Annotated in this window: 9 protein-coding genes and 1 tRNA gene; 2 read left to right on the top strand and 8 right to left on the bottom strand. The window is 34.9% G+C overall.

What is annotated here, in order from left to right:
- Positions 1-26: 26 nt before the first annotated feature.
- The 8 genes from DG435_RS25310 to DG435_RS25275 form a co-directional block, all read right to left on the bottom strand.
- Entirely contained in the window at positions 27-1,295 is a 1,269-nt protein-coding gene (locus DG435_RS25310) for a GMC family oxidoreductase N-terminal domain-containing protein (protein ID WP_106793601.1), read from the bottom strand.
- Positions 1,296-1,511: 216 nt separating this feature from the next.
- Entirely contained in the window at positions 1,512-2,399 is an 888-nt protein-coding gene (locus DG435_RS25305; protein ID WP_106793602.1) for an outer membrane lipoprotein-sorting protein, read from the bottom strand.
- Between the two features lie 270 nt (positions 2,400-2,669).
- Complete coding sequence (locus DG435_RS25300; RefSeq protein WP_106793603.1) at positions 2,670-5,249, bottom strand: RND family transporter; 2,580 nt, start codon at positions 5,247-5,249, stop codon at positions 2,670-2,672.
- 92 nt (positions 5,250-5,341) lie between these two features.
- Entirely contained in the window at positions 5,342-9,139 is a 3,798-nt protein-coding gene (locus DG435_RS25295; protein WP_106793604.1) for a beta-ketoacyl synthase N-terminal-like domain-containing protein, read from the bottom strand.
- A complete protein-coding gene (locus DG435_RS25290) occupies positions 9,136-10,905 on the bottom strand; it encodes an aminotransferase class III-fold pyridoxal phosphate-dependent enzyme (RefSeq protein WP_106793605.1) in 1,770 nt (589 codons plus the stop codon). Before DG435_RS25290 ends, DG435_RS25295 begins: the two co-directional genes overlap by 4 nt.
- A 15-nt stretch (positions 10,906-10,920) precedes the next feature.
- Positions 10,921-21,459, bottom strand: coding sequence for an SDR family NAD(P)-dependent oxidoreductase (locus tag DG435_RS25285; protein WP_106793606.1), 10,539 nt, complete (start codon positions 21,457-21,459; stop codon positions 10,921-10,923).
- 256 nt (positions 21,460-21,715) lie between these two features.
- Entirely contained in the window at positions 21,716-22,303 is a 588-nt protein-coding gene (locus DG435_RS25280) for a UpxY family transcription antiterminator (protein ID WP_024769849.1), read from the bottom strand.
- Between the two features lie 1,183 nt (positions 22,304-23,486).
- A tRNA-Leu gene (locus DG435_RS25275) sits at positions 23,487-23,568 on the bottom strand.
- A gap of 147 nt (positions 23,569-23,715) precedes the next feature.
- Between DG435_RS25275 and DG435_RS25270 the strand changes: the two genes are divergently transcribed.
- Both DG435_RS25270 and DG435_RS25265 read left to right on the top strand, forming a co-directional pair.
- Positions 23,716-24,657, top strand: a complete 942-nt coding sequence (locus DG435_RS25270) for a ribose-phosphate pyrophosphokinase (protein ID WP_106793607.1) — start codon at positions 23,716-23,718, stop codon at positions 24,655-24,657.
- 23 nt (positions 24,658-24,680) lie between these two features.
- Positions 24,681-25,316, top strand: coding sequence for a 50S ribosomal protein L25/general stress protein Ctc (locus DG435_RS25265; protein WP_106793608.1), 636 nt, complete (start codon positions 24,681-24,683; stop codon positions 25,314-25,316).
- Positions 25,317-25,446: the final 130 nt, after the last annotated feature.

Raw genomic sequence — 25,446 nt, 5'->3', positions numbered from 1 at the left:
ATTCAGATGGTTAAATATTTGTTTTTTTAAAGAGAAGTTGCCAAATTTCTGGCCAAATATTTGGCCAGGCAAACAAGTGTAAGAGTTGGTGTTATTCTTTCGTTTTCGGGTAATATGGAGCCATCGCAAACATACAAATTGCTATACTCTGTCTGAAGCTTCTCATCGATATGTTCCTTAATTTTGATTGTTCCCAGAGCTCCCCCAGATATAAGATCGGTTTTAAAGATTTTTCTAGCTCCGGCATTTTTTAATATTTCATTAGCCACTTCCATTCCTTTCTCTAATCGCCGGTGATCATTATCAGTCAATTCTTTATGATATTTGCCATTTTCAGTAAGTTCACCTCCAACTGGTTCTTTGATCTTAACAGTGATCCCAATATGTTTTGGGTATGATGCTATACGTAAAGGCTTACCCGAGACGAGCATCCCTACATTGAATAGAAAACGATGAAAATTAGCATCCATCAATTCAATATCATCATCTAACTTTGCCCCCATACAACCGCAAAAGTTTTCTTCTGACGAAAGGTCCGGAACCTTTCCTATAAGGCCAATACTTGGATTAATGTAAAAACCATGATTCACTACATTTTTGAGTCCGCTATTTTTAAGAATAATGGGAGAGGCCAAAGAACCTGCTGCAAGAATTATTTTTTCTCCATATGCCTTAAATACCTTCTTTTTTTTCCCAATATAGTATTCAACGCCAATAGCCTTTTTATTATCAAGTATAGCTTTAGAAACAGTGGCTTGATTAACCAAAATTGCTCCATTTCTAAGAGCATCTTCTACATAGGTTCTAGCTTTCCATTTTACTTCATAATAATTTTTGTGATTGAATTTTGACTGATCTACCAACATCAACTTCTTTTCCCAGTCGTAACCTAACTGTCTGGCACTTTCACCTAATCTTTTTGCTTGACTACCAATTAATCCATCCGAAATTTCGGCGACTGGTAATTCTTTACGGGCTTGTTCTAGATCTTCGGTAAGATCTATTCCTAAATTCTTGAAAGTTTCTATAGGTGGCAGATCTGCTACGGCAAGATACATAGCCGTTGTACCTCCGGTAGTAAAAGCTCTTAAATCTTTCAGTTTATCTGCAACACGTACTTCGTTAGAAATTTTGGCATATCCCATAATGGATTCTTTAAGAGGTGCATTTCCTCCTCGTTCCAGGATCAAGACTTTTTTATTTTGTCTGCTTAATTCTTTTGCAATTGTGGCACCGCAAGTTCCTGAACCTACGACAATAGCATCATAATGCCCCTCATTGTTTGAATGTTTCATATGTACTATTCCTTATAAAGTTTCTATGAGTTTGTGGTGAATTGGTAACTATAAAATGTGGATGAATTATGGTTCTATATAGTGATAATTACCTGTTGTTCTTATTCATTTTAATTTTGACTATCAGCTTGTTACACCAAATGATTTTGTAACCTGACTTTACATTCTAAAGTTTACTATCGCTCCTTTTGTGAAGCTTTTTATATATCTGTATTACTATTTTAAATTATTACGAAGCCTGATTAAATTCCGTTCTCTAAACGTAAAATCTTCCAAAGTCCTTGTGCTTAAAAAATCATCCGAAATTTCTTGATCAAAAGCTACCGAAATCATATTCATGATACTTATCGTGCGAGTGGCAAGGTTATTTATAGTTAATCGCCTTGCGATCCAAACGTTATCAATTTCTTCAATTTTTGACATAGTCATCTGTTTATAATGGTCTCCATGAACATACAGGTTCTTCTTTAAACTGATATATCTTTCTTTATCTATCCATGATATTGTTTTGCTATATTTTGATTTTTTTGCCCTTTCTGCTGTAGGAGTATACTCAATAACCCAGACCTCACGTCCCTTATAGCTTTCTTCTTTCAAAATCTTGAAGTTATATTCATCAACTTTCAAGTCTTCCATATCTTCAAGAGAGAATTCAGACCCAAAAAAACTTCCGCTACTATCATTACTATCACTGCTCGATGCCAGGCGCTTAACTTTGCTCAATTCTGGCAAATAGATCCAACTATCGTTATCCTTACCAAGCTCACCATACTCATAGGTTAACATACCTACTCCCTGTTCTTTTTTAGGTTCAATTATAATGGAGACCGATCGACTATCCTGATGGTTTTCTCCATAATTTTTAGCAACACTCTCCAGCAATTTCTTTCTTGCTTCTTCAGTACATACAATTCTTTTATTTGATACAGTATATTTACAGGTCGATAATTTTATTCTCTGAACTGATGTGCTAAAGGATTCTTTAGCTACTTTTTGCACCTTTATCATGATATCTTTTGCCGACTGAGATGGCAATATCCTTTTTGAAAATGACGATATCAAAACGGTCACAACAACCAATAAAACAATCTGTTTTTTTTTCATTATTTATTTATTTAGGTTGAAAAAAATTTTAATAATAGACTATAAGGTTAAACAACCTTTGCTACAGATAATCAAACCATACCCACAAGAGTAAGACGTTGTTGGTCTTTGGCTCCTTTTAAACAAAAGTCAAAAGAAAATACCGGCTGCTCTGGTTGTTTTCCTATTGGTCAAATGACCAAAATGCTTTCCATTTATTACCTTATATTAAGTCAAATTATATAAATGCTGGAGGGTTTCTATTTTACCTTTTTATGGCTTTACTTAGAGTCATTTTTGCACTACCATTTTTCTTTGAAATTTTGGTTTGCCTTTCTTTTGAAATTTTGGCTTGAAGACCAAAATTAACGCTGGTAATAAGAAAAGATCACACATTAAAGCTGAAAAGATTGCAATTGAACCAAATTTTCCAACATTTGCTGTTCCCTCCATAGCTGAAAAGGATAATATACCGAAGCCTAATCCTAAAATTAAACTTGTAAAAGTAACGGCCTGACCAACTTCTTTTATAGTATGATATAAAGCCTTTTTAATATCTCCATCTATCATTAGCTTATCCCGGTAATGACTGATAAAATGTACAGTGTCGTCTACAGAAATACCAACAACCACCGGTAGTAACAACAGTATATCTATATCTACAGATCGTCCTGTCAATCCCAACAACCCTAAGGTTAACATTGATGGAATAAGGTTGGGGATAATCGCTATCAAGCCTCCCTGTATAGATCCAAAAACGAAAATTAAGACTATGGTCACCGCTATCAGTACCATAATAATATCCTGCAATCCATTGCTAGCAATAACCTGCACAAACCTCATATTCATAGGAAGCGCTCCTGTTATTGATACTCTGGTGTCGGGGTAGTGTTGTTTGAGTACTCCTACTGCTTCATCAATATCCTTTTGCATGCCATCGTATATGCTTAAATATTTAAGAGAACCAACATTGTATAATTGCACAGAAATGTGAGATTTACTATAATTGTCAGAAACTTGTTTTCTACGATCTTCTGGGTTTGCCAGGTTAAAAAGGAAAAGAGTTTGGGATAAAGCATTTTGATTGTCGGGAATAGTATACATCTCTTCCTTTTCTTCATTCAATGTTTTATTGGCCTTTTTTACAACTTCTACCAAAGATGATGTTCTAACAACTACATCGCTATATTTAGTTTCTAACTTTCGTTGTAGTTCATCAATAGTATTTAGTACAAATGGATTTTCAAATGCGTTTGTCTTGGATAAGTCCAGGTAAATTTCCATATTCAGACTTCCCATCATTTTTTCATCAATAATTTCCGCAGATTCTCTATAAGGACTGCCTTCGACAAATTGGTTAGCGATGTTAGTATCTATTTTAAGTACAGTTACGCCATAAATATTTATTCCTAACACTAGCAGAAATAACAAAATAATACTAATAGGATTCTTTTGCACTATAGACGGTACACTATTCAATCTTTTTTGTAAAAACATAGAAAAATTGGGTAGGTACTTACCTGTCGATAACCTGAACTTCTTTTTTTGCTGTGCATTTTCCCTTCCAGGCGCCCACACATCCAATAATAAGGGCAAAAAGAAAATGGTAAGGATACAAGCAAAAGCTACACCCGCTGCAGACATAATACCGAAAACCTGAATACGGGGGATTGGAATCAGAAAACAAGCCAACATACCTATTATATTAGTAAGCGCGGTCAATACAATTGCTTTATTAGTTGATGCAAATACTTTTTGTATTGATGTTTTTCGGTCATTTCCCTGATTTCGGAAATATACGTAGCCCGAAAATATGTGCGCGGCATCACATACTCCAACGGTTAGGATCAACATGATCGTTAACATTAAAAAGACGGTTACTTCTACACCTAACCAACCTGCCAAACCAACGGTCCAAACAGCACTTATTATAACTATTAAAAGTGACCAGGCCACCGCACTAAATGAGCGGATAAAAAACCATAACAAAATAGATATTATCAATAAAAGCCCTAAATAAATCGGGCCTGCTTCTTTAATAGCTATAGCTTGCTGTTCGTAGGCCAGGGGAGCATTTCCTACTGCATAGTATTCTAAATGCTTTTTATATTCAGGTTTTCCCAAGATGGTATTGATTTCCTCCATTAAAGGAACCAATTCACTTAAATCTGCACGTTTGAAACGAATTCTTTCTTCGCTTTTTTTGATTTCATTCATATCCGCAACAACCATTTCATCCATTTCCAAAGTATCCTCAAGCCCCTCTTCTGTAACAATAGATGATTCCTCTTCCAGTAGCTCAGTTCCAAAGTCAGTTTCAATAAGTATTCCCCCATACTTCATATCCTTTGAGAAGAACAGTAATGGAAAAGACTTCTGAGATTGCGCAAGTTTACGAACCTCTTCTATATCTTCCTGTCTAGTCGGAACATTATCCCCTACCAGTTTTCGGGAAACCAATACATCGCCTTCTGCCGTTAAAACAGAAGCGTTAACAAGAGTATTGACTTTAACAATATGTTTTAGCGCTGTTGAATCATCATTATGCTTTGTTTTGAGAATATCCTCGCGGATTTTCTTTATCACCTCCAAAGATTTAGTAGAAAACACATCCCCATCTAAAGGTTTATAGGCTATGTAAACTCCTTCATTACTTCCAAATTCTGCCTTAAACTCATCCATCGCTACCAAAACCTCATCATTTTCCGGAAACCATCCTTCAATAGTCATGTCAAATTTAGTCTTTGGTACTCCCAAAAATGTAAATATTGTAATAGCCACAAAAGCTAACCAGATAATCAATCTTCTTTTCCGAACCATTTGTGTAACATTTTCGAAAAAATTTGTTTTGGATTTTGAGTTCTTGCTCATAACTAGGTGTATTACATGTTTAAACAGTAATCCAATAGACTTTAATTTCTACTGGTATAAGGTTGATTGTGTGCTATCTATTTTTTAATCTACTAATGCTTTTGAAGTACTTTTTGCTTTATGGTAGATTTCTTTGATGTAGTCTTATTAAAAAAAGTATTTATTTTTCTAGCAATTTTTTTGCTATTATCCTTATCAATAATTGAAAAATGGTTAGCGTCGATAGGGTTGATAAGGACAGGCTTATGCAGTAATTCATTCCAACCATAATCTTCAGGAGCATTTTTATATACATCTGTATAACCTTCTGTAGCTTTAAAGAGTAATATTTCTACTTCTTCTGGTAATTTTGAAGGTTCATAAGCACGGCAATATTTATCATTGGCGATCGTGGTATAGATACTTGTAGCCAATTGTTCTTTCGGAAAATTAAATCCCAAATCCTTGACGTTATCATATATATAATCAACAATTTCATTTTCAGAAACCTGCTTCAGTTGTTCTGCATCCAAGATCACATTCTGGCCAGATGCGTTAATAAAGATAGATTTAATCCCCTCTACTAAATCATCAATCATATGACCATTTTCCTTTGTAGGAGACATACAATCTATAAGTATTAAAGCTTCTACGGTTTCCTTTTGATCTAATAAAATTCTAGCCATTTCATAGGCAATTGTACCACCATTAGAAAATCCTAATAAACGGTACGGACCAGTTGCCTGTACTTCTTTAATCGCCTCTATATTGGCTTTAGCTATAGCTTCTATACTATCAAGTGTAGTATTTTTATTTATAATCCCTATCGGTTCTAAACCATAGAATGGTTGTTTTATCCCCAATGCTGAAATAAGATGTTGCAGGGTTATTACATTCCCATCTGCACCCGGAACTGCAAAAACAGGTCGCTTCTTACCTTTTACTTGCATGGGCACCAATGTTTTGCGTATCATTTTAGATACTACCTCGTTAGGCTTTAATTCTGTTTTACCTATACTTTTGCTTTCATACTCCTTATCATTTGTAACTTGTATTTTTTGAGCTTTTTCCAAATAGTTCTCCACTAAATACTGAGTAAGGGTTTTAATTTCTGAATTATTGAACAAAATAGCTGGTGATATATTAATTTCTAATAAATCATTGACTTGAGCGATCATGGTTATCAGGCCAATAGAATTCATCCCCAGGTCTAAAAAACTGCTATCATCAGGAATTTTTTCAATTGGTTTGTTTATTTGAAGTGATATTTCATGTTTCAGAAAAAGCTCTATTTTTTCGGCAGGTTTCATAAGATTATTTTCCACACCGTTATCAGACCTGAAAAAGAACCACTCAGCCTGTATGGAATTTTCGTTAATTACTTCAATCTCGTTATCTTTTATACTTTTTGGTACTGATTGCTTTTCCTTAACATCTGATTTTTCTATAGTATCTATATCAATCCAATATTTTTCTTTAGCAAAAGGATAATCTGGTAAGGATACTAAGCGTGTATTTTTGTTTTCCCAAACCATTGTCCAATCTATAAGAAGACCACTAGTCCAAAGTTGTGCAAGTTGCTCCCACTGCAAAGCCTTCAAGCTTTGTTCAATCATGGTACTTATCATATCTTTTGTTAAGATTTTGATTATCCCATTTTCTTTATTGAGATTGATATTTCCATAAAAGATTCCTTCCTTTTCTAACGATACTTCCTTGTCTGAATCTTTTACCATGATCAATTTTTCAAGCAAATCTGTATGCGAGGAAGCTACTATGGACAATCTTTCATCCATGGCATCACGACCTACCTGCAAAGTATAGATCAAATCCTCAAAAGATAAATTAACCTTAGTATTAGATAAATAATCAATGTAGCTATCAATGTATTCATTCAAACGTTCATCATCTTTCGCAGAAAGAACAAATAACTGAGATGATGTTGTGGTTTCTATTTTGGATATAGACTCTTTAGTAGGGTATTCCTCTAAAACGATATGCAAATTAACTCCACTATCTGCAAAAGAATTAAGCCCTGCCCTAATTGGAGTATCATTATGTTTACGTAATATATCAAAAGGCAACTCCTTATTAGCTATGTATAAAGGATGAGAGGGGTTATCAATATCTAGAAAGGTGTTTATCTTTTTCCCAGATATGGTCATCGGAAACTTTTTGTGATACAATGAAAGTGACAGTTTAATAAAGCTAGCCAATCCACTAACGGCTTCCAGATTTCCTATATTTCCTTTTACACTTCCTAAAGCGCATTCTTTTTCTTTTGACTTATCTCCTATAAATGCATTTTTAATCCCCTCGTATTCAAAGGAATCTCCCCATTTTGTAGCATATCCATCAACTTCGATGTAGTTTATTGATTCTGGGGCTATTGCAGCTTTTTTATAGCAGTTGGTTATGACGTTAGTGATTGCTTCATGCTTAACTTCTGACAAAAATCTGGCATTACCTCTATTACTCTGATGACTGGTTTTGATAACACCATAAATTCTGTTATTATCTTTTTTGGCGTCATCCAATCTTTTTAGAACAACGGCTGCTACTCCTTCTCCTCGCGTAAAACCATTAGCTTCATCATCAAAAACTCCACATGTTCCTGTAGGTGATAACATACCATATTGCGATAATGAGATGTAATCATCTGCAAATAAATTTAAAGATACACCTCCTACAACTGCAGTACTACATTCATTATTTAGTAATGAGTAATAGGCTCTATTAATTGCTACTGCAGATCCTGCACAGTTAACATTTATAGACTCACTAGGTCCATAAAAATCAAACAAAAACGAAAGTCTGTTTGCCAGATAATATGTAGGGCTTGAAGAGCTGAAAACAGGTCCATATTTACCTACTGGTATTTTATCTATGTTCTTTCTTAGATAATTTTCATATTCTGAATACTCATAAGCAACATATATAGCTGTATCGGACCCAGCTAATTTTTTAGGAGCTACACCTGCATCTTGAAATGCTTTATAGACCTCTTGTATCAGTAACCTCTCCTGAGGATCCATCAGTATTGCTTCTTCTGGGTCAAGGTCAAAAAATTTCGGATCAAAACAATCAATGTCATTGATCATTGCCCCCCATTTGGAGATAGTCTTGCCTGGGGAGACTGATTCTTGATAATAATCTTCCCAATTCCATCTTGATTTCAAAATTTCGTTAATGCTATTTTTACCATCAACCAGATTTTCCCAAAATGTCTTAATATTAGGTGCATCCGGAAAATTACAACTAAGACCAACAATGGCTATATCACAGTTTTGGGATGATGGTTTAGCTGTCACATTTGCAATAGGCATCTGTTTTTCCTTTCCATTGAAATCGTTCTCATTACTTTGATGAAGATTGTTATAATAATCCATCATATCATCAATATGATGAGTCAATAAAACGTCAACAATTTCATCAACTGACCTAAATGAACGGTATGATAGATCTATATTATACCTTTGATTTATAAAATGTAATAGCTCATGATAGGATTCTTTAACCGATCTTCTATCCCTAAATTTGCGACTTCTTGCTGAGACAGAATTAATATCTTTCTTAACCGGAGTACTTTTGGTTCCTAATTCTGTTTGTGTTTCTGATGGGTTGTTTGTATCGGGTATATCGCTGATATTATCATTATTCACAGGAATTATTTCTTCTTCCAGCAAATCAGCCAGTTCTTTAGTAGTATTTACATTTACAAATTTTGAAGGAGATAGTGTTATACCGAAATTGTGAGATATTTTATTGATCAATTCCATAGAAATAATAGAATCAATACCAAAATCTTCGAACTTAGCATTAACATCTAGTTTCCCTGCAGGAAGCCGCAATGTTGCTTCAAAAATCTTTGTAATTTCTTGTAAAACATTCTGAGTTGTTGCTACCGTCATATCGTTACTTCTTTTTCCTGGAAATTGTTCAAATCAGAAATAATTAATTTCCTTAGTTTTTCCATTTGATCATTTTTTATAGATTCTTGCTCGGGATCGTTTCTCATATCAGGAATAGTAGATATTGTCGACCGGATATCTTCTTTAATTTCATCTTCTTCAATACTATCAGATATATAAAAGAAGTTTTGCTTCATTAACGTATCAATGCTTTTCTTTACAACTCTTATAATGGATTTAATATCCTTATCAGAGTGTGCTAATGTTAAAAAGCAGTTGCCTGAGGGGCTGGTTTCAACACCATTTATTCTCATCAAAACAAAAACTAGCTCTTTTACCACTCCATTGGGATCATCAAGAAATTTAAATCTGAATAATGAACTGAAATACTCGATTATCAATGGTACATTTTTAGTCTTAAAAAAAGAATTCAGTTCTTCGCACATAAGTCTGGTTTTTTCATTTAATTCTTGTAAGAAACAAGAATTCGACTCATCGGTTTTGTTTTCTGAAGTTGAACTCCTTTTTTTAATTTCGGTAAGTATTGCTAGTGTTGCAGCGAGTTTAATTGGGTTTCTTGTATGCGTACCAGCCATAAGTGCCTTTTTAACACTAGGCATCGATTCATCATCATAGTCAAATGTTCCACCATCTACATAATTCATGTATTTAGTAAGTCCGGCGATCATTCCTGAAGGCATACCACCGGCAGGGATTTTTCCATAAGTAGCAAGATCTCCTTTAATCTTCCAAAGGCCTTGTACTCCGCTACAGGAAACTCTAAATCCAGTGATCATTTCATCCATAATCAACAAAATATTCTTTTCGAGTGTTAGCTTACGCACTTCTTTCAAGAATTCAACAGGTTGATTATTTGGGTTTCTGGATTGTACTGGTTCTACCAAAACCCCAGCAATCTCATCTGCTCTATCTTCAATGATACTCAGATCTTCCATATTTCCATAATCCAGTACAATAAGCTCATCGGCAAATTCCTGGATCATTCCAAGTCCCATTGCTATACTATTGCCAAACTGATCTTTGGCTGCAAGTACTGTATCAGATAATCCATGATATGCTCCTTCAAAAATTACTATTTTTTTCTTTTGAGTAGCCGCGCGAGCAATCCTTACTGCCCACATAACTGCCTCTGTACCAGATTGTGTAAAGAGCACCCTTTCATGGCCTGTAAGTTCACTAAAAAGTTTGGTTGCCTGAGAAAGCTCTTCTGTATATCCTACCAAAGGATACCCTTTATCCAGCCGTTTTGAGATCGCTTCTTTTATAAAGTCTGGTTGATGACCAAATAAGTTAACTCCATTATCACTAGCGATATCAATGTATTTATTACCATCAATATCATAAAGGTATGCTCCATCACACTCGCTATACGTTAGATGAAATTGTAAGCGTTTTAATGCTTTTTTCAATCCTCCGGTTCTTCTTTGATCTACAAAATATGTCTGACACTCAGATGCATTTTCTTTGGATTTTGGTGCATTTTTTTCCAGTTTCTGAGCCATTTGATCAATGAATCCCTTATGTTCTTCATTTAACTGAAGCTCAGTCACTGCCTTAAGTGTTCTTTCTTTTTTTTCAGAAAAGTTATTCTCAACCGAGTTAGCATTATTTGATAAATGCGTTTTTAGTTTAGAAACCAAATAACTTTTCTCTTTTTCGGGTAATTCTTCAAAGAATCTTAAAGCTTCTTTTTTCTCTATTTCCTTTGAAACAATTTTTTCCAATATATCGTCGATTGCTATCATGACCTTATCTTTCCTTTAGTATACATCCTTTAATAATTTATCAAAACTTACAGTGTGATCTTCTGTATCAGTATATTCTGTTTGGTTTGAATCATAATTCTGTATGGCATTTATTAACATTTCAAAATCCTTATGTGAATTTTTAATAGACTGCTTATGTAAGGAGTTATCGAATGACAAAGACTTCATTTTAATACATACCTCCCCTGATATATTGGTGAGGTCAATATCTATATTCCCTATATCATCCTCTGGTTTACTTCCTTTTGAGTATCGTACCCAGGCATACAATTCTCTATCGCAGGGAGAAAATAATGTCATAGATCTTATTTCAAATGGTAATAAGGGTTGGTTTAATTGCGGATCCAGATCGGTCAATAAACCAATTGCTAATTGAAATGAACTCTCCAGAATACTTGGATGAAGAGTATAATTTTCATAATTATCTTCCACAGTTTTTGGTAAACTTAACCGAGCAAGTATTTGATCTTCTCCCCTATAAAAGGCTTTTATTCCTTTAAGAGAAGAACCATAACTCATATCCATTTGCTCTAAAATATCATACAGTTTTTCAGGATCCAGTGGTTCTACTGCGAAGTGAGTTTTGAGTTGCATTATATCAAGTTTTGTTGAAGCCTGATCTCTTCCTGGTGCAACTTGTCCTTGACAATGAATTATTTCTTTTTCTCCTTCTGTACTATAAATTTCATAGTCAACTCCTTTGTAATCATTTTCAAAAAGAGATATGTTGACTTCCCTTTTTTCCTTAAAAGTAAACAGGTGTTCCCATGAAATATTTTGTAACTCCAGAATTATCGATTCATTAAGATCTGGCATCGCTTTTTCTACTGCTACATAGGCCATTTCCAAATAGGTAGCAAGAGGCATCACATTTTGCTCTTGTATCTCATAATCTTTTACAAAAAATTCTTTGCCACTGAAGATTGAAGTATAGCATTGCTGACTTAGCGTTGAAGAATTATAATGTAACAACGGATGAAGTTTTTCAAATTCTCCATCAGATTTTGATTTTTCACTATCAGCCAGATTAAACCAGTATCTCTCACGTGCAAAAGGATATGTTGGCAAACTAATGCGTCTGGGGATTGCCTGCTTATAAAGTTGCATCCAATCAATATTAATACCTTTTACCCAAGCTTCTGCTAGCTTAGAATAATTCTTATCATTAATGTATTTATTTATCTGGTTTTCTGAGAAGTCATTATTTTCTGTGGAGTCTATTACAGCAGCGCTATTTTGTTTAACCCTTCCGTAGAAAACATCTTCTATATTTTCTTTTTCACTGAGATAAACAGAAAGTTTTTCTTTCAGTTGTTCGGTTGAACTTACAACTAGTCCCAAACGTTCAGCCATCTCATCCCTACCAATTTGTAGTGTAAAAGCAAGATCCGAAAGATCATCATTATGTTTTTCTACGTGATCGTATAGCAATTGAGCATACACTTTAAGTCGGTCTTCGGTTTTTGCTGAAAGCACAATGATATGTGGTTCTTCCGATTGAACTGGTGAATGATCTTCCTTCGGAATATATTCTTCTAAAACGATATGAGAATTTGCTCCGCCAAAACCAAAAGAGCTTACTCCCGCTATTCTGGGTAAGGTATTATCTTGATCATCTTTTATAGTTTCCCAGTTCTGTGTTTTATCCACTATGTACAGCGGACTTCCTTTAAGGTTGATGTATGGATTGAGTTCTTCAAAGTGGAGTGTCGCTGGTATTTTTTTATGCTTGAGAGATAATAATACTTTCAGGACACCAGCTATTCCAGCGGCTGTCTCTAGATGACCAATATTAGTTTTTACAGAGGATAAACCGCAATGAGGAGTTTCTGCTGAAGCTTTATTATGCTTTTTATATAATTCTGAAAATGTTTTACTCAGAGCCTGAATTTCAATAGGATCGCCTAAACTGGTACCAGTACCATGGCATTCGATATATCCAATTGTTGAGGGATCAACATGAGCCTTTTCATAGGCTTCAACCAGCAAATCAGTTTGGGCTACAGGGTTAGGAGCCGTAAGCATGGTGACTTTTCCTCCATGGTTTTCGGTAGTTGCTTTTATAACTGCATAAATATGATCTCTATCGGCTTCTGCTTTATCCAGAGGTTTAAGGAATATAGCTCCTGACCCCTCTCCTCGCACATATCCATTTGCACTCTTATCAAAGGTTTTGCATTTCCCGTCACCGCTTAACATACCTGCCATCCCAAATGAAATATAAGCTGCAGGGGTAAGCATTAACTGTACTCCTCCGACTATTGCCATATTACAACTTCCTGTATGTATCGATTCTATTGCCCTGTGGATTGCAATCAAAGAACTGGAACATGCTGTATCAAGTGGAGCACTAGGCCCACGAAGGTTTAATAGGAAAGAAACCCGGTTAACCAATACAGAATGGGAGTTTCCTGAAGCGGTATATCCATCAAGCGGAATTTGATTATCTACCAATGAATCTGCATAATCCCTAGTCGCTACCCCAACAAATAGACCTGTTTTGGTGCCTGACAGGTCAGAAACTTTATGTCCCGAATCCTCAATAGCTTTCCAGACGGTTTCTAAAAATATTCGTTGCTGTGGATCCATCATTTCTGCTTCTCTGGGAGAAATTCCAAAGAATGATGGATCAAACTTATCTACGTCATTCATAAAACCTCCCCATTTAGAGTTGGTCTTATTTTTCTCCTTAAAAGGATCTCCGTCGTAGTCTTCCCAATTCCAGCGATCTTCAGGAATTACAGAGACTAAATTCTTTTCGTTTTCCAAGTTTTCCCAAAATTCCTCTAAATCTTTTGATCCTGGCATAACACCGCTCATACCAACTATAGCGATTGGCTGATCAATAAAACGGCTTTCTGTGGATAATCCTATTCCCGAGGTTTGAGTATGTGATTGTTGATCCGATCCACTGCCATTCCATCCTTTATCAATGTTAAATACAACTCTCTCCCCATCAACATATTTTTCTTTTTCTGTTGAAGATTGAGTAGCTTCTTTCTTGGTGTCTGATAAAGTAGAAGCACCTGAAACTTTATGAACACCCAATACTTCATTTTTATGCTCTCTCGAGAGAAATATTGCGATTTCCTTAATTGAAGGGTATTCAAAAAAGAGTACTGGAGTTACATCCAATTTATAAAATTCATTAATTCGGTTTGCATAAGTTGTTAGACCTATGGAATCAAACCCCAGATCTAATAATATTTTGTCGTACGAAATATCTTCTGGATCCAGTTTCAATAATTCCATAACAATTTCAGATAGTGTACTCCGAACTATCGTGAACAATTCCTTATCTGTCTTTTGATCCACCACCTGTACTTCAGAGTCAAGTGAGGTTACATCGCTTGTTGATACAGGTTCTGAAATTTTCTTCTCATTAATGCCCCAGGCTCTTTCTATTTTTTCCTGTATTCCTTCTAATACTATGAATTGAGTTTTTTTGGCATGAAGACCTTTCTCAAATGCTTCCAGGCCAGTTTCAATACTTAAAGGTTTTATTCCCAGATTCTTTTTGAAGAAGATTTCAGTTTGTTCATCCAATTTCATTCCTCCATCTGCCCACAAAGACCAATTGAGACTTAGTGTTACTCCTGATCGTTCTCCCTTTTCCTTTAATGATTTTCGTTTACCGGAAAAGGAGTCCATAAAGTGGTTGGCAAATGAATAATCACACTGGCCTGCATTTCCTCCAACTGCTGCAAGGGATGAAAACATCACAAAAAAGTCCAGGTTTTCATCTTTGGTTGCTTCATCCAAATAGAGAGTTCCATATACCTTAGGAGCAAAAACCGCCTCCATTTCTTCACGTGTTTTATTTCTGATGTATGAATCTCTTAAAACACCTGCACTGTGAATGATTCCGTTGATTTCTCCAAATTTCGATTTAGTCTTTTTAATAAGGTTCTCAACATCTTTATGGGTAGAAACATCGGTTGACATATACATTACCTCGGCACCAGTTTCATTTAATTCATCTAACTTGGCTTTACGTTCACTAGAGAGTTTAGATCTGCCAGTAAGTACCAATCGTGCTTTGCATTGAGTCGCTAAATATTCGGCAAATATGAGCCCCAACCCTCCTGCTCCTCCGGTAATAATATATACACCTTTTTCTTTCAATCCCAAACCATCGGTAGGGCCAGAATCTTTAGCTTGGAGTAGAGAAAATTCTTTTACTTTTCTGATATAACGTTCTTCTTCCTGGTAACGAATAGTCATCGCACTGAAAGTATCAGGATGTAACTCTGTCAAAACTATATCCAGGATTTTATCATAAGAACTCTTTGACTGTTGGATTTCCAAAATCTTGCAATACAGTTTTGGATGCTCCATCTGAAGGGTTTTAGCAAATCCATTTATTGCTTCATGATGTGGTTGGATACTATCATTTTGCCCTAAATACAGATATAATAATTGAACATTATCAAGCTTTTTTTCGATCAGTGATTGACATAGGATAAGGAAAGAATAAATGCCTTTATTAAACGATCTACCTAAAAAGTCTTCGTTATACTCGCCTTCTTCTTTTAATGCTATATCTATTGGCCACGCAAAACATATTTTCTTGATGACATCCTTATTCAAAGCTTCAAAAAGCTTCTTAAAATTCTCATCATTTTGTGGATTGATCTTGTACCTCTGATCACCTAATTCCTCATAAGAATCTCCAGGTTCGACCAGTATAATATCTTCACCTTTCTTAAATCGATTTTTATAAACTTTTCGGAGTTTTTCATCTGGACTAAAAAGTAAAATAGGCCCTGATTTATCAAGTGTTACTTTTTCTTGTTCTAATGAAGATTCCTGCCATTCGTGAGAATAATACAGTTTTGAATATTCTTCTTCTTTGGTCTGATCCGGCTTTTCGTGAACACTAACCAGTGGAACTCCTATAGACTCCCTAATTTTTACAAGTATCATTCCATCCTCATCCACAATAAAAACATTCACTTTGGACACCTTAGAACCAGGATTATTTACCTTTTTGACGTAACTAAAACATTTTGGTTTTAGCGGTTGTAAAATTTCGACTTCACCAATTGAGTACGGTACAAACATCTCTCCGGTTTGTGCTCCTAATTGTGCCGCCATACCTGCTTGAAAAGAACCATCCACAAGGGAAGGGTGGAGCAGGTAATCATTAAAATCGTTATTTCGGATTTCTGGAATAAGGAGTTCTCCTAATATTTCATCGTCATTTTTGAAAATATCCTGAAGCACCTGAAAACTTGGCCCCAAATCCAATCCCAGTGATTTAAAAAGTGGATATGCTTCCTTTCCATGGGTAACTTTTGCACATCTTGTACGAATCTCTTCTAAATCTATATATTCGGGTTCTGCAGTTAACTCCTGATGAGTTGCATATATAAGTTTTCCTTGTGAATATATTTGCTTTGTATTATTTTCTTCTTCACTAAATACTTCAAAATGTACTAATCCTCCGTTAGGTTTCAATTCTATACATACTTCTCTGGGGGCCGAATCAACTACAGTGAGCGGGCTTAGCCAGAGAATATTTTTAATTATTTGAACCTTTCTTCCTGTTGCCAGTTCTCCGGCTTTTCTTGCAAAATCCAGATAAGCAACACCTGGTAAAGTTGGGATTTCTGATACCAGATGATCATATATAAAGAAATCCTTGTCATGAAAAGTTTTCTTGAAAACCTGTCTTTCGAATGTCGATTCATTGGAATCGATTAACGGATGAAGGGCTGTGGTTGAATGTAAGGTAAGGTTAGATGATTCTGAAGTATCATCAGAAATCCAGTGTCGCTTATCTGCAAAAGGGTAAGTTGGTAAAGAAATCTTTACTCCTGTTTCCAGGGCTTGTATTCCTTGCCAATCTGCAAGAAATCCAACGCTCCAGAGTTGGGCTAGTTTACTTAAATCTCCGCTTTGAGATAGGAATTTAATAAACTCTTCTTTTTCCTTACGATTTAATAAACGTGTAATATTTTGACTGTTTTTTACTTCTCCAACATGCATCGTATTGTCTTGCTTGCCGTCAATAAATGAAGTAAGTTTTTGAACCAGTTCTTTTTTTGTTTTTGCAATAATAACTAGGCGATGATCAAAAGATTTTCTTCCTATTTGTAAAGTATGTGCTATATCTTTACTGTTAAGTAGTTCTTCTTCTGATAAATCTTTCTGAAGGAATGTGCGCAAGCGAACTGCTGTTTCCCGAAGTTGACCTTCATTTCTGGCTGAAAGCGGAAAGATATACTCTTTAAATTTTGAAGGTAATTCTTTTTGTTGCTCAACCGGAGTTACATATTCTTCAATGATAATATGTGCATTGGCTCCTCCTGCTCCAAAAGAACTAATTCCTGCTCGAAGAGGGTATTGAACACCATCAATTTCCTTAGGTTTCCATTCTTTAACCGTTTGCTCTACATAGAAAGGTGAATTTTTAAAATCGATGAAAGGATTTAACTCAGAAGAATGCAGGGAAGGAACAAGTTTTCTATATTTCATTTGCAAGAGTACCTTATGCAATCCTACGATACCCGCTGCGGCTTCAAGGTGTCCAATATTGGTTTTTACTGAACCTATAGAACATTCTTGTTTATCTACATTATATTCCTGAAAGGCAGTAGTTAAACCCGAAATTTCGATAGGGTCACCTAGTTCTGTCCCTGTTCCGTGCGCTTCGACATAACCAATGCTTCGGGCGTCGATTTTTGCATTTTCTAATGCTGCAGTAACTACCTGTGCTTGTGATTTAGGGCTGGGCACCATAAATCCACTGGTTTTTCCACCATGATTGACGGCGATACCTTTGATCACTCCGTAAACATGATCTCCGTCCTTTACTGCTTTATCAAGAGGTTTAATATAAACGGCACCAACGCCTTCACCAGCTACATAGCCGTTAGCATCTTTACCGAAGGTACGGCATACACCATCTGCTGAAAGTGCTCCTCCACTTTTATTAATATCTATTTTACTTTGATGCACATCAAGATTAACTCCGCCTACAATGGCACCAGAGCATTCTCCTTTATAGATTGCTTCACAGGCCAGATATAATGCACTTAGACTCGAGGAGCAAGCTGTATCTATAGGTAAACTCGGGCCAGAAAGGTTAAAAGCATATGACACGCGATTGGCAATGCCCCATAAATGTGAACTGGGACTAACAAAATTCTCTTTTAGTTTTTCTTCTGTACCGATCACTTGATAAAGTGTCCATACTGCTCCTACATAAACTCCTATATTTCGGGGAGTATTGTCGTCTATTAATGTTTCTGGATAATAACCAGCATCTTCGAGTGTTTCCCAAGCCACTTCAAGAAAAAGCCTTTCTTGAGGATCCAAATATTCTGCTTCTCTAGGAGAGATATTAAAAAACAGTGAATCAAATTTATCTACATCGTCAATGAATCCTCCACGGTATTTCTCTGAAAATTTATTATGAAGGCGTTGCTCAAAACGGGTATCGGGTATATCTTCAACACAATCTCTTCCTTGAACTAGGTTGTTCCAGAATTCGCTCATGTTTTTGGCCTTAGGATAACGGCCCGCTATCCCAACAATAGCAATATCTCCTGTTTGGTAAGGTTTATTACTTTGTATATCCTCATTTGCCTCAGTTTCCTTTACCTCAATATCTAGATCAGCCTGTGTAGATTTTCCTTTGGTTACCGAATCTATTGAAGAGACTCCAGAATTGAGTGCTTTTGAAACTACTTCTCCAGAAGGGTTATGATATTTTTTGAGTTTGAAATTGGTATAGATATTACCAAATGTTTCCGCTTGATTTTCCTCTGGTAAGATTTCAGAGATATTATTTTTTTCCTTAAAGGCTTTAACCAACCTATTGGTGATTTCTTCTATTTTTTCATGTTTTAAACCTACCGGAATGGCCAAGCGTACCAAATTATTAATTTCTGTGTCTTTTTGCATTCCTACATTATGAGCCCCAGCACGAATCCCTGTACTTAGATATAACCAGGATACAAATGACGCTACAGGGTACTTAAATGATTTAAATTCAGGAACCTGTTTAACATCAATCAATATACAATGCCCTAATGCTGGTTGTACGACAGGAATTCCTTGTTGTTTTAAAGCTCTCCAGATTGTTCGTACAGATTGCAATCTATTACGGACTCGAGTCTCAATTTTATTCTTGTTATGAAAGGATAACGCAATAACTTTTTTATCGATTACATCAAGTCCAATGCTTTCTTCCTGAATAAATTTTTGAATTTTATTGTAGAGTTCAACATCATTAGTACCGATCAATCCTCCTTTGTCTACACAAAAATTCTTAGCCAGACTTGTAATTATAGCATCTGCATAAGAGGTCATTTCCTTTACTACATCCCAAACATTTTTACCAATAAATTCGTTTTCATGTTCTAAGATAAATAAAGCATTTTCTACAATTCTTGTAGTATCAAAAACAAGAGGAATTGCATATTCTGAAAGGAAATTTTTGACTTGTTTGAGATGCTGTAAGGATACTGGCGCTCCGCCGGCAGCATTATCATTCATCTCGATAAAAACAAAAGCTACGGACTTAGGGTCTTCTTCTACTTGCTTTTTAAGGTTTTCCCAATTCAGGTTTCCTTTATATTGTTCTTCAGAATCTAATCTGTACACCTCAGGATGTGGGAGTTCTATTGGTGCAAATCCATTTTCAATCTGATGGAAAATTGCCGTAGGAAAAAGCAAATTCTGAAGTACTTTCCCTTTTTTAGACCATGATTTACAAAAAGCGCGTTCTGCAGTGCGACCTGCAGTAGTTAACGTAAAATAAGAAAAAGGAAAAATACTTTTTAAGCTCTCGACCAAATCTACCGGTTGCTGAAGCTGCGTATACAAAAAGCCTAACTGATTTTGAATAGCTGGTAACTCCAATTGAGCCCACGAGTCAGTTTTCAGATCAAATGTAACCTGATCATCTGGAATATTCAAAGGGTTATAACCATACTCTGATAGTATAACAGATCGCTCTTCTCCTGCAATCACCAATCCGTATTTCTCTTCTTGTTGATTTTCTTTAACCTGATTAAATTTTCCAATTGTATTTGATATATCCTGTTTCCTTGTTTTTAGTTCTGGTGCAGCAGCTTGCTTATTTAATTTGGAGAAGGTGTGATTTTCCTCATCTGAAGTTTGCATTTTCATCGGATCTGCAATCATCATAATAATGTCGGTTACATTATCAGGATTGCTTCCTACGGGCCTAGAAAGAAATACAGTATTATGCTCTGGTCTAAATTTATTTTTGAACTGTAAATTTCCTTCGTCGTTAAAAATATTTTGCCCGCGCAGATAATCCAATGTTTTATCCAATTCAGAATCCGCATTTGGAGAAGAGTCTAGTTTACAACCATATGTACCTCCTAAACTTAAAGTAGTACACTCTTCGGTTTCTAAAATTTTGATAATATTCACGATTGCAAATTCCAATCCTCCTAAGGGCATTTCCTTTGGGTAGAATTCTAAATCCATTAAATACCCATTTTCTTCTGATGACAATCTTGAGATAAGGATTACATTCTGTAGGACATCATCAAGATACGTCAGAAAAAGCCTGTGCTCTGTACTTAAGTTACCTGATAGAATTTCTTCTTTAACCATATGGATGAGCGGGTTAACCATTGTCCTGGGGGCACACCATTCATCAATAATTCTGGCAATGTTTTTATCTACCTCTTTATCAGAACCATTCTGATATTCTTCGGTTCTGCATTTTCCTGTTCTTTCAAACTTTGATACCTGATAGCGTAAACGACGCATCTTGCTTCCTTGAAGTGTGAAGTCTTTTATATTTACCCTTGATAAAACGCCAAAGGGAGTAGCTGTAAACAAAACTCCTCCTATCGAATTTACTTCCTCGACTGTGAAAAGGTTGAGTTCAAAATCATTGTTGGTACAGTATTGATATATTTCTTCTGTAATAACGGGTAGATAATCTTTGGCTCCTGTATAGCTATACACTAGTATGATATCCTTATAACGGCTATAATTAAAATATCCCTTTTTATTGGCACCAATAAAAAGATTAGGAGCTATATTCCTTGTACCTCTTGATGCAGAACCTTCATTCTTATATTGGTTGAAGAGTTTTTTCACCAATTCCTGTAATTCAGGGTGTTTATTAGCTTCTTTTTCTAATATAAGAATGGCTGTTTTCTGTGAAGTATTTTTTAGCTGACTGTTAACTACTTTCGAAATTTCTTTGGTAGGATTTGACGTTTCCTCATCAGAATGCTCAGTTACATAACTATCATCTCCTTCTTTCTTAAATTTTTCTCGAAGTACTTCCTCATATTTATCAACGAAATAATGACTTAAATCACCGATATTGAAATTTTCAAAAAGTAAGGTTTTGGGCAAAGTTCCAAATTCTTCTTCTAATTTCTTAATAATCTGCAGAATACGAAATGAATCAATTCCTAATTCCTGAAATGGAGTAGAAACACAATTATCCCCTATTGATATTTCAGCAAATTCGGATATAAGGGATTTAAGATAATCCTCTGTTGATTCTAATAGTATTTCTTTATCTATCATTTTCTTTGTAATAACTATGAAAAGGTACCTGAATAGTTAATATTTTATTGAGTTTTTGTAGTTGTTATACTGCAAAAACTCAACAAATATCTCTGATACTTCTTATAAAATTTATTAATATCTATTCGTTCCCTTCCTCAAGTATAAAAGTGCTTTTTCGTTTTAAGCAGATTTAACTTTAAAGACATAAGGTGGATAGTGTTAAACATCTAGATTAACACCGAAGGGATATTTTGAAAATACAGGGAGTGGGTGGCTACTTTTCTTTAACTGTACAAGGACTATTTACTTTTTGTAAAATATTGGTACAAACATTAATAAACACTGTATGGTTTATTTCTTTGAGACGAATCCCAAATCTTGTTTTACCTTTTTCCTGTACCAAAATGCCTTCATGACCGGTTAAAGGTCCGTGAACAATTTTTACTTGCTCTCCTTCACAAAAAATAGTTTCGACAGAGACATCTTGTTCAAGTAATAGCATTTTTTTTATAGTATTTATATCATTTGGTGGAATGACGGAAGGATTTTGTCCACACTTAATATATGTAGCTATTTTGGGAATTCTGGAGATATCATATATCTCGCTCATTTTAGTATTTACGAAAATATAACTTGGAAAAAGCGGAGATTCTATGAGTTTTTTCTGTCTATTTTTCCAAACTTTCAATGTTTTAGTCAATGGAAGAAACGCATCATATTCTCTTGCTAAAAGATCGTTGTATACTATTTTCTCGGCACGTGGTGAAGTATAAAAAACATACCAGTTTTTCTCATTTCTTTTTCTTCTTCTCTCCAGTACCGTTCTCGGATATATGGTCTGATTAGGTTTAGGTGTATTCATTATTTAAGTCGGTTTATTTAAGAGTTGATAAAATATCTTTAATCTTCTAAGATCAATTAATAAAGTTGGAACATTAATAGATCTTAGATTCGTGGTTGTGGATAAATATATTTAACAATTGGACATACTTATGGTTGGTCAATTAGCATTTCCAATCAACTGATTCTTATTTGGTTTTAAAAAATCTGGTTAGGTTTAGGTGTAGCCATTATTTAAGTCGGTTTATTAAGAGTTGATAAAAATCTTTAATCTTCTAAGGTTAATTAAAGAAGTTGTGAGCATCAATAGACGATTGTAGATATGCATTTTTAAGATTGGACATACTTATGGTTGGTCAATTAGTATTTTCCAATCAACTGATTCTTATCAATTTAAAAAAAAGTAATTAATGGGGTATTGGTAATATTAAGATTCGAAAAAGTTCGAATATCACACCGGGGGTTGGTCAGTTAGCAAAATTTGCTTTTGACCTGTGTTCACTTTTTAAACATTTCTTATCTCTAATAAAAAAATAAGAAACAATAACGAAACTTCACTTCGTTTTTTCACAAAGATTATTTCACCAGTAAAATTATAATGACTTTCTCACATATCTTCTTAATTTTATGTTAATTTTATAATGAGTGCTAGTATAAATAACAATTTGAACACACTGCATTTTTCGAGTAGATTCAAACAATCACAAAGCATTACAACTCAATTGATTACATTTTTAAAACTCTTAATAAGTACTCCAAAAAAATAGAAAAAAACCTATTTGGTAAGCATTTTCATTCTTAATAATATTTTGCTGAGAAGCATAATACCTTTTATCAGAGGTAACCATTAATGATGTTCTTTGCGAATACAAAGTTGTTTATTAAATAACAATTTACAGACTTCTGAAGGCATTCTATCCATAGTGAAACAGTCTTCAAATTCTTTGAAACTCATATTTTTAGTTTATTAGTATCGTTGAGGGATTTTTAGGTATAGTCGAAAATAATAAATTGAATTGAATAATGATGTTTATTTCCAGTTCATTTAAGGTATTCGTCTGTCTAAGTGCATTTTGATTAGACGATATTGCTGCTTGTATATTCCTATGAAGTTGGCCCACCCATTTTAAATCTAAAAGAAGAAGAAAAAACAAGAAGCAGTCAAAAGCAAAAAAACCCTTTGAAAATCAAAGAGTTAATCTAAGTACTCGAGGTGGGAATCGAACCCACACTCCCGAAAGAACTGGATTTTGAATCCAGCGCGTCTACCAATTCCGCCACTCGAGCATATTCGGATGGCAAAATTAGCAAAATATTTTTTTCCGGCCATTAAATAAGTTAATAAAATAAAGGCCAGAGTGAAAATAAATTTCTAAATTTGCACCTTGTTTTTAGAAAAAAGTTTTAACTCATTACAATACAACATTTTACCCTATGCCAACCGCAGTTACAGAAGCAAAATTTTTTACATGTAGTCAAAGTACCGAACTTGCAGAAAAAATAGCAACTGCCTATGGTGCTAAATTAGGTAATGTTATTACATCCACCTATAGTGATGGTGAGTTCCAACCTTCTTTTGAAGAATCTGTAAGAGGATCCAGAGTTTTTATTATTGGATCAACACATCCTAATTCTGATCATCTTATGGAAATGTTATTAATGCTTGATGCTGCCAAAAGAGCTTCTGCAAGACATATCACTGCTGTGATGCCATATTATGGATGGGCCAGACAGGACAGAAAAGACAAACCAAGAGTTCCTATTGCTGCAAAATTAATTGCAAAAATGCTTGAAACAGCAGGAGCTACAAGAATTATTACAATGGATTTGCATGCAGATCAAATTCAGGGATTCTTTGAAAAACCAGTAGATCATCTATTTGCCTCTACTATTTTCTTGCCTTATCTGCAATCACTAAATCTAACCGACCTTACGATTGCTTCACCAGACATGGGAGGATCAAAAAGAGCTTATGCCTATTCTAAGGCATTAACGAGTGATGTAGTGATTTGCTATAAACAAAGAGCAAAAGCCAATGTGATTTCACATATGGAACTTATTGGAGATGTAACCGGAAAAAATGTAGTCTTAGTTGATGATATGGTAGATACCGCAGGAACATTAACCAAGGCAGCAGATCTAATGATCGAAAGAGGAGCAAAAAGTGTTAGAGCTATTTGTACTCATCCTATCCTTTCGGGTAGCGCTTATGAGCGATTAGAAAACTCAAAATTAGAAGAATTAATTGTAACCGATTCTATTCCTCTAAAACAAGAAAGTAATAAAATCAGAGTTGTAAGCTGTGCAAATCTATTTGCAGATGTTATGAACAAAGTTCATAAAAACGAGTCGATCAGCTCTAACTTTATAATGTAAATACTAATTAATAAATTTTTAAAATGAAATCATTAACAATCAATGCATCTCAAAGAGAAAGCGTAGGCAAGAAAGCAACAAAAGCCTTACGTAATGCTGGACAGGTACCTTGTGTTATTTATGGTGGAGACACTATTGTACACTTTGCAGCACCAGAAATTGCTTTCAAAAACTTAGTGTATACTCCAAACGTTCATACCGTGGTAATAGCTTTGGATAATGGTACAAAAATAAATGCTATCCTACAGGATATTCAATTTCACCCTGTAACCGATAAAATTTTACATATCGATTTTATTGAAATTTTTGACGATAAGCCAATCACTATGGAGATTCCTTTCAGAACAACAGGAAACTCAAGAGGGGTTCTTAATGGAGGTGTACTACGTTTTAACCTAAGACGTATTAAAGTAAAAGGTCTTGCAGCTAATCTTCCAGACCTTATCGAAGGAGATATCACCAACCTAAAAATCGGAAATAAATTAACCGTTACCGATGTAGCAAGTGATGATTTTACGATCTTACACCCAGACAATACAGTTGTCTGTATGATTAAGACATCTCGTACAGCTGTTGAAGACGAGGAAGAAGAAGAAGAAACTGAAGGTGCAGCTGAAGGTGCAACTGAAGGTGCAGAAGCTCCTGCAGCAGAAGCATAATCTTACTTTTTATATAATATAAAAGCATTCTGAATTGAATTCAGAATGCTTTTTTTATTTTTATGAAAATTTTCGGGGCGTATCCCCCACGCTTCAACGTGAAAGCCGGGCTATATGCTGTATCTTTTTT

It is taken from the genome of Aquimarina sp. Aq78, from assembly GCF_900299525.1.
Classification (GTDB): Bacteria; Bacteroidota; Bacteroidia; order Flavobacteriales; family Flavobacteriaceae; genus Aquimarina.
Note: the sequence above shows the minus strand (reverse complement) of the source record. Positions and strands in the feature narration are given on the sequence as shown.

Excerpts from the sequence above, each read along its gene's own strand:
- DG435_RS25310 (WP_106793601.1), bottom strand. The coding sequence starts at position 1,295 with ATGAAACATTCAAACAATGAGGGGCATTATGATGCTATTGTCGTAGGT.
- DG435_RS25305 (WP_106793602.1), bottom strand. The coding sequence starts at position 2,399 with ATGAAAAAAAAACAGATTGTTTTATTGGTTGTTGTGACCGTTTTGATA.
- DG435_RS25300 (WP_106793603.1), bottom strand. The coding sequence starts at position 5,249 with ATGAGCAAGAACTCAAAATCCAAAACAAATTTTTTCGAAAATGTTACA.
- DG435_RS25295 (WP_106793604.1), bottom strand. The coding sequence starts at position 9,139 with ATGACGGTAGCAACAACTCAGAATGTTTTACAAGAAATTACAAAGATT.
- DG435_RS25290 (WP_106793605.1), bottom strand. The coding sequence starts at position 10,905 with ATGATAGCAATCGACGATATATTGGAAAAAATTGTTTCAAAGGAAATA.
- DG435_RS25285 (WP_106793606.1), bottom strand. The coding sequence starts at position 21,459 with ATGATAGATAAAGAAATACTATTAGAATCAACAGAGGATTATCTTAAA.
- DG435_RS25280 (WP_024769849.1), bottom strand. The coding sequence starts at position 22,303 with ATGAATACACCTAAACCTAATCAGACCATATATCCGAGAACGGTACTG.
- DG435_RS25270 (WP_106793607.1), top strand. The coding sequence starts at position 23,716 with ATGCCAACCGCAGTTACAGAAGCAAAATTTTTTACATGTAGTCAAAGT.
- DG435_RS25265 (WP_106793608.1), top strand. The coding sequence starts at position 24,681 with ATGAAATCATTAACAATCAATGCATCTCAAAGAGAAAGCGTAGGCAAG.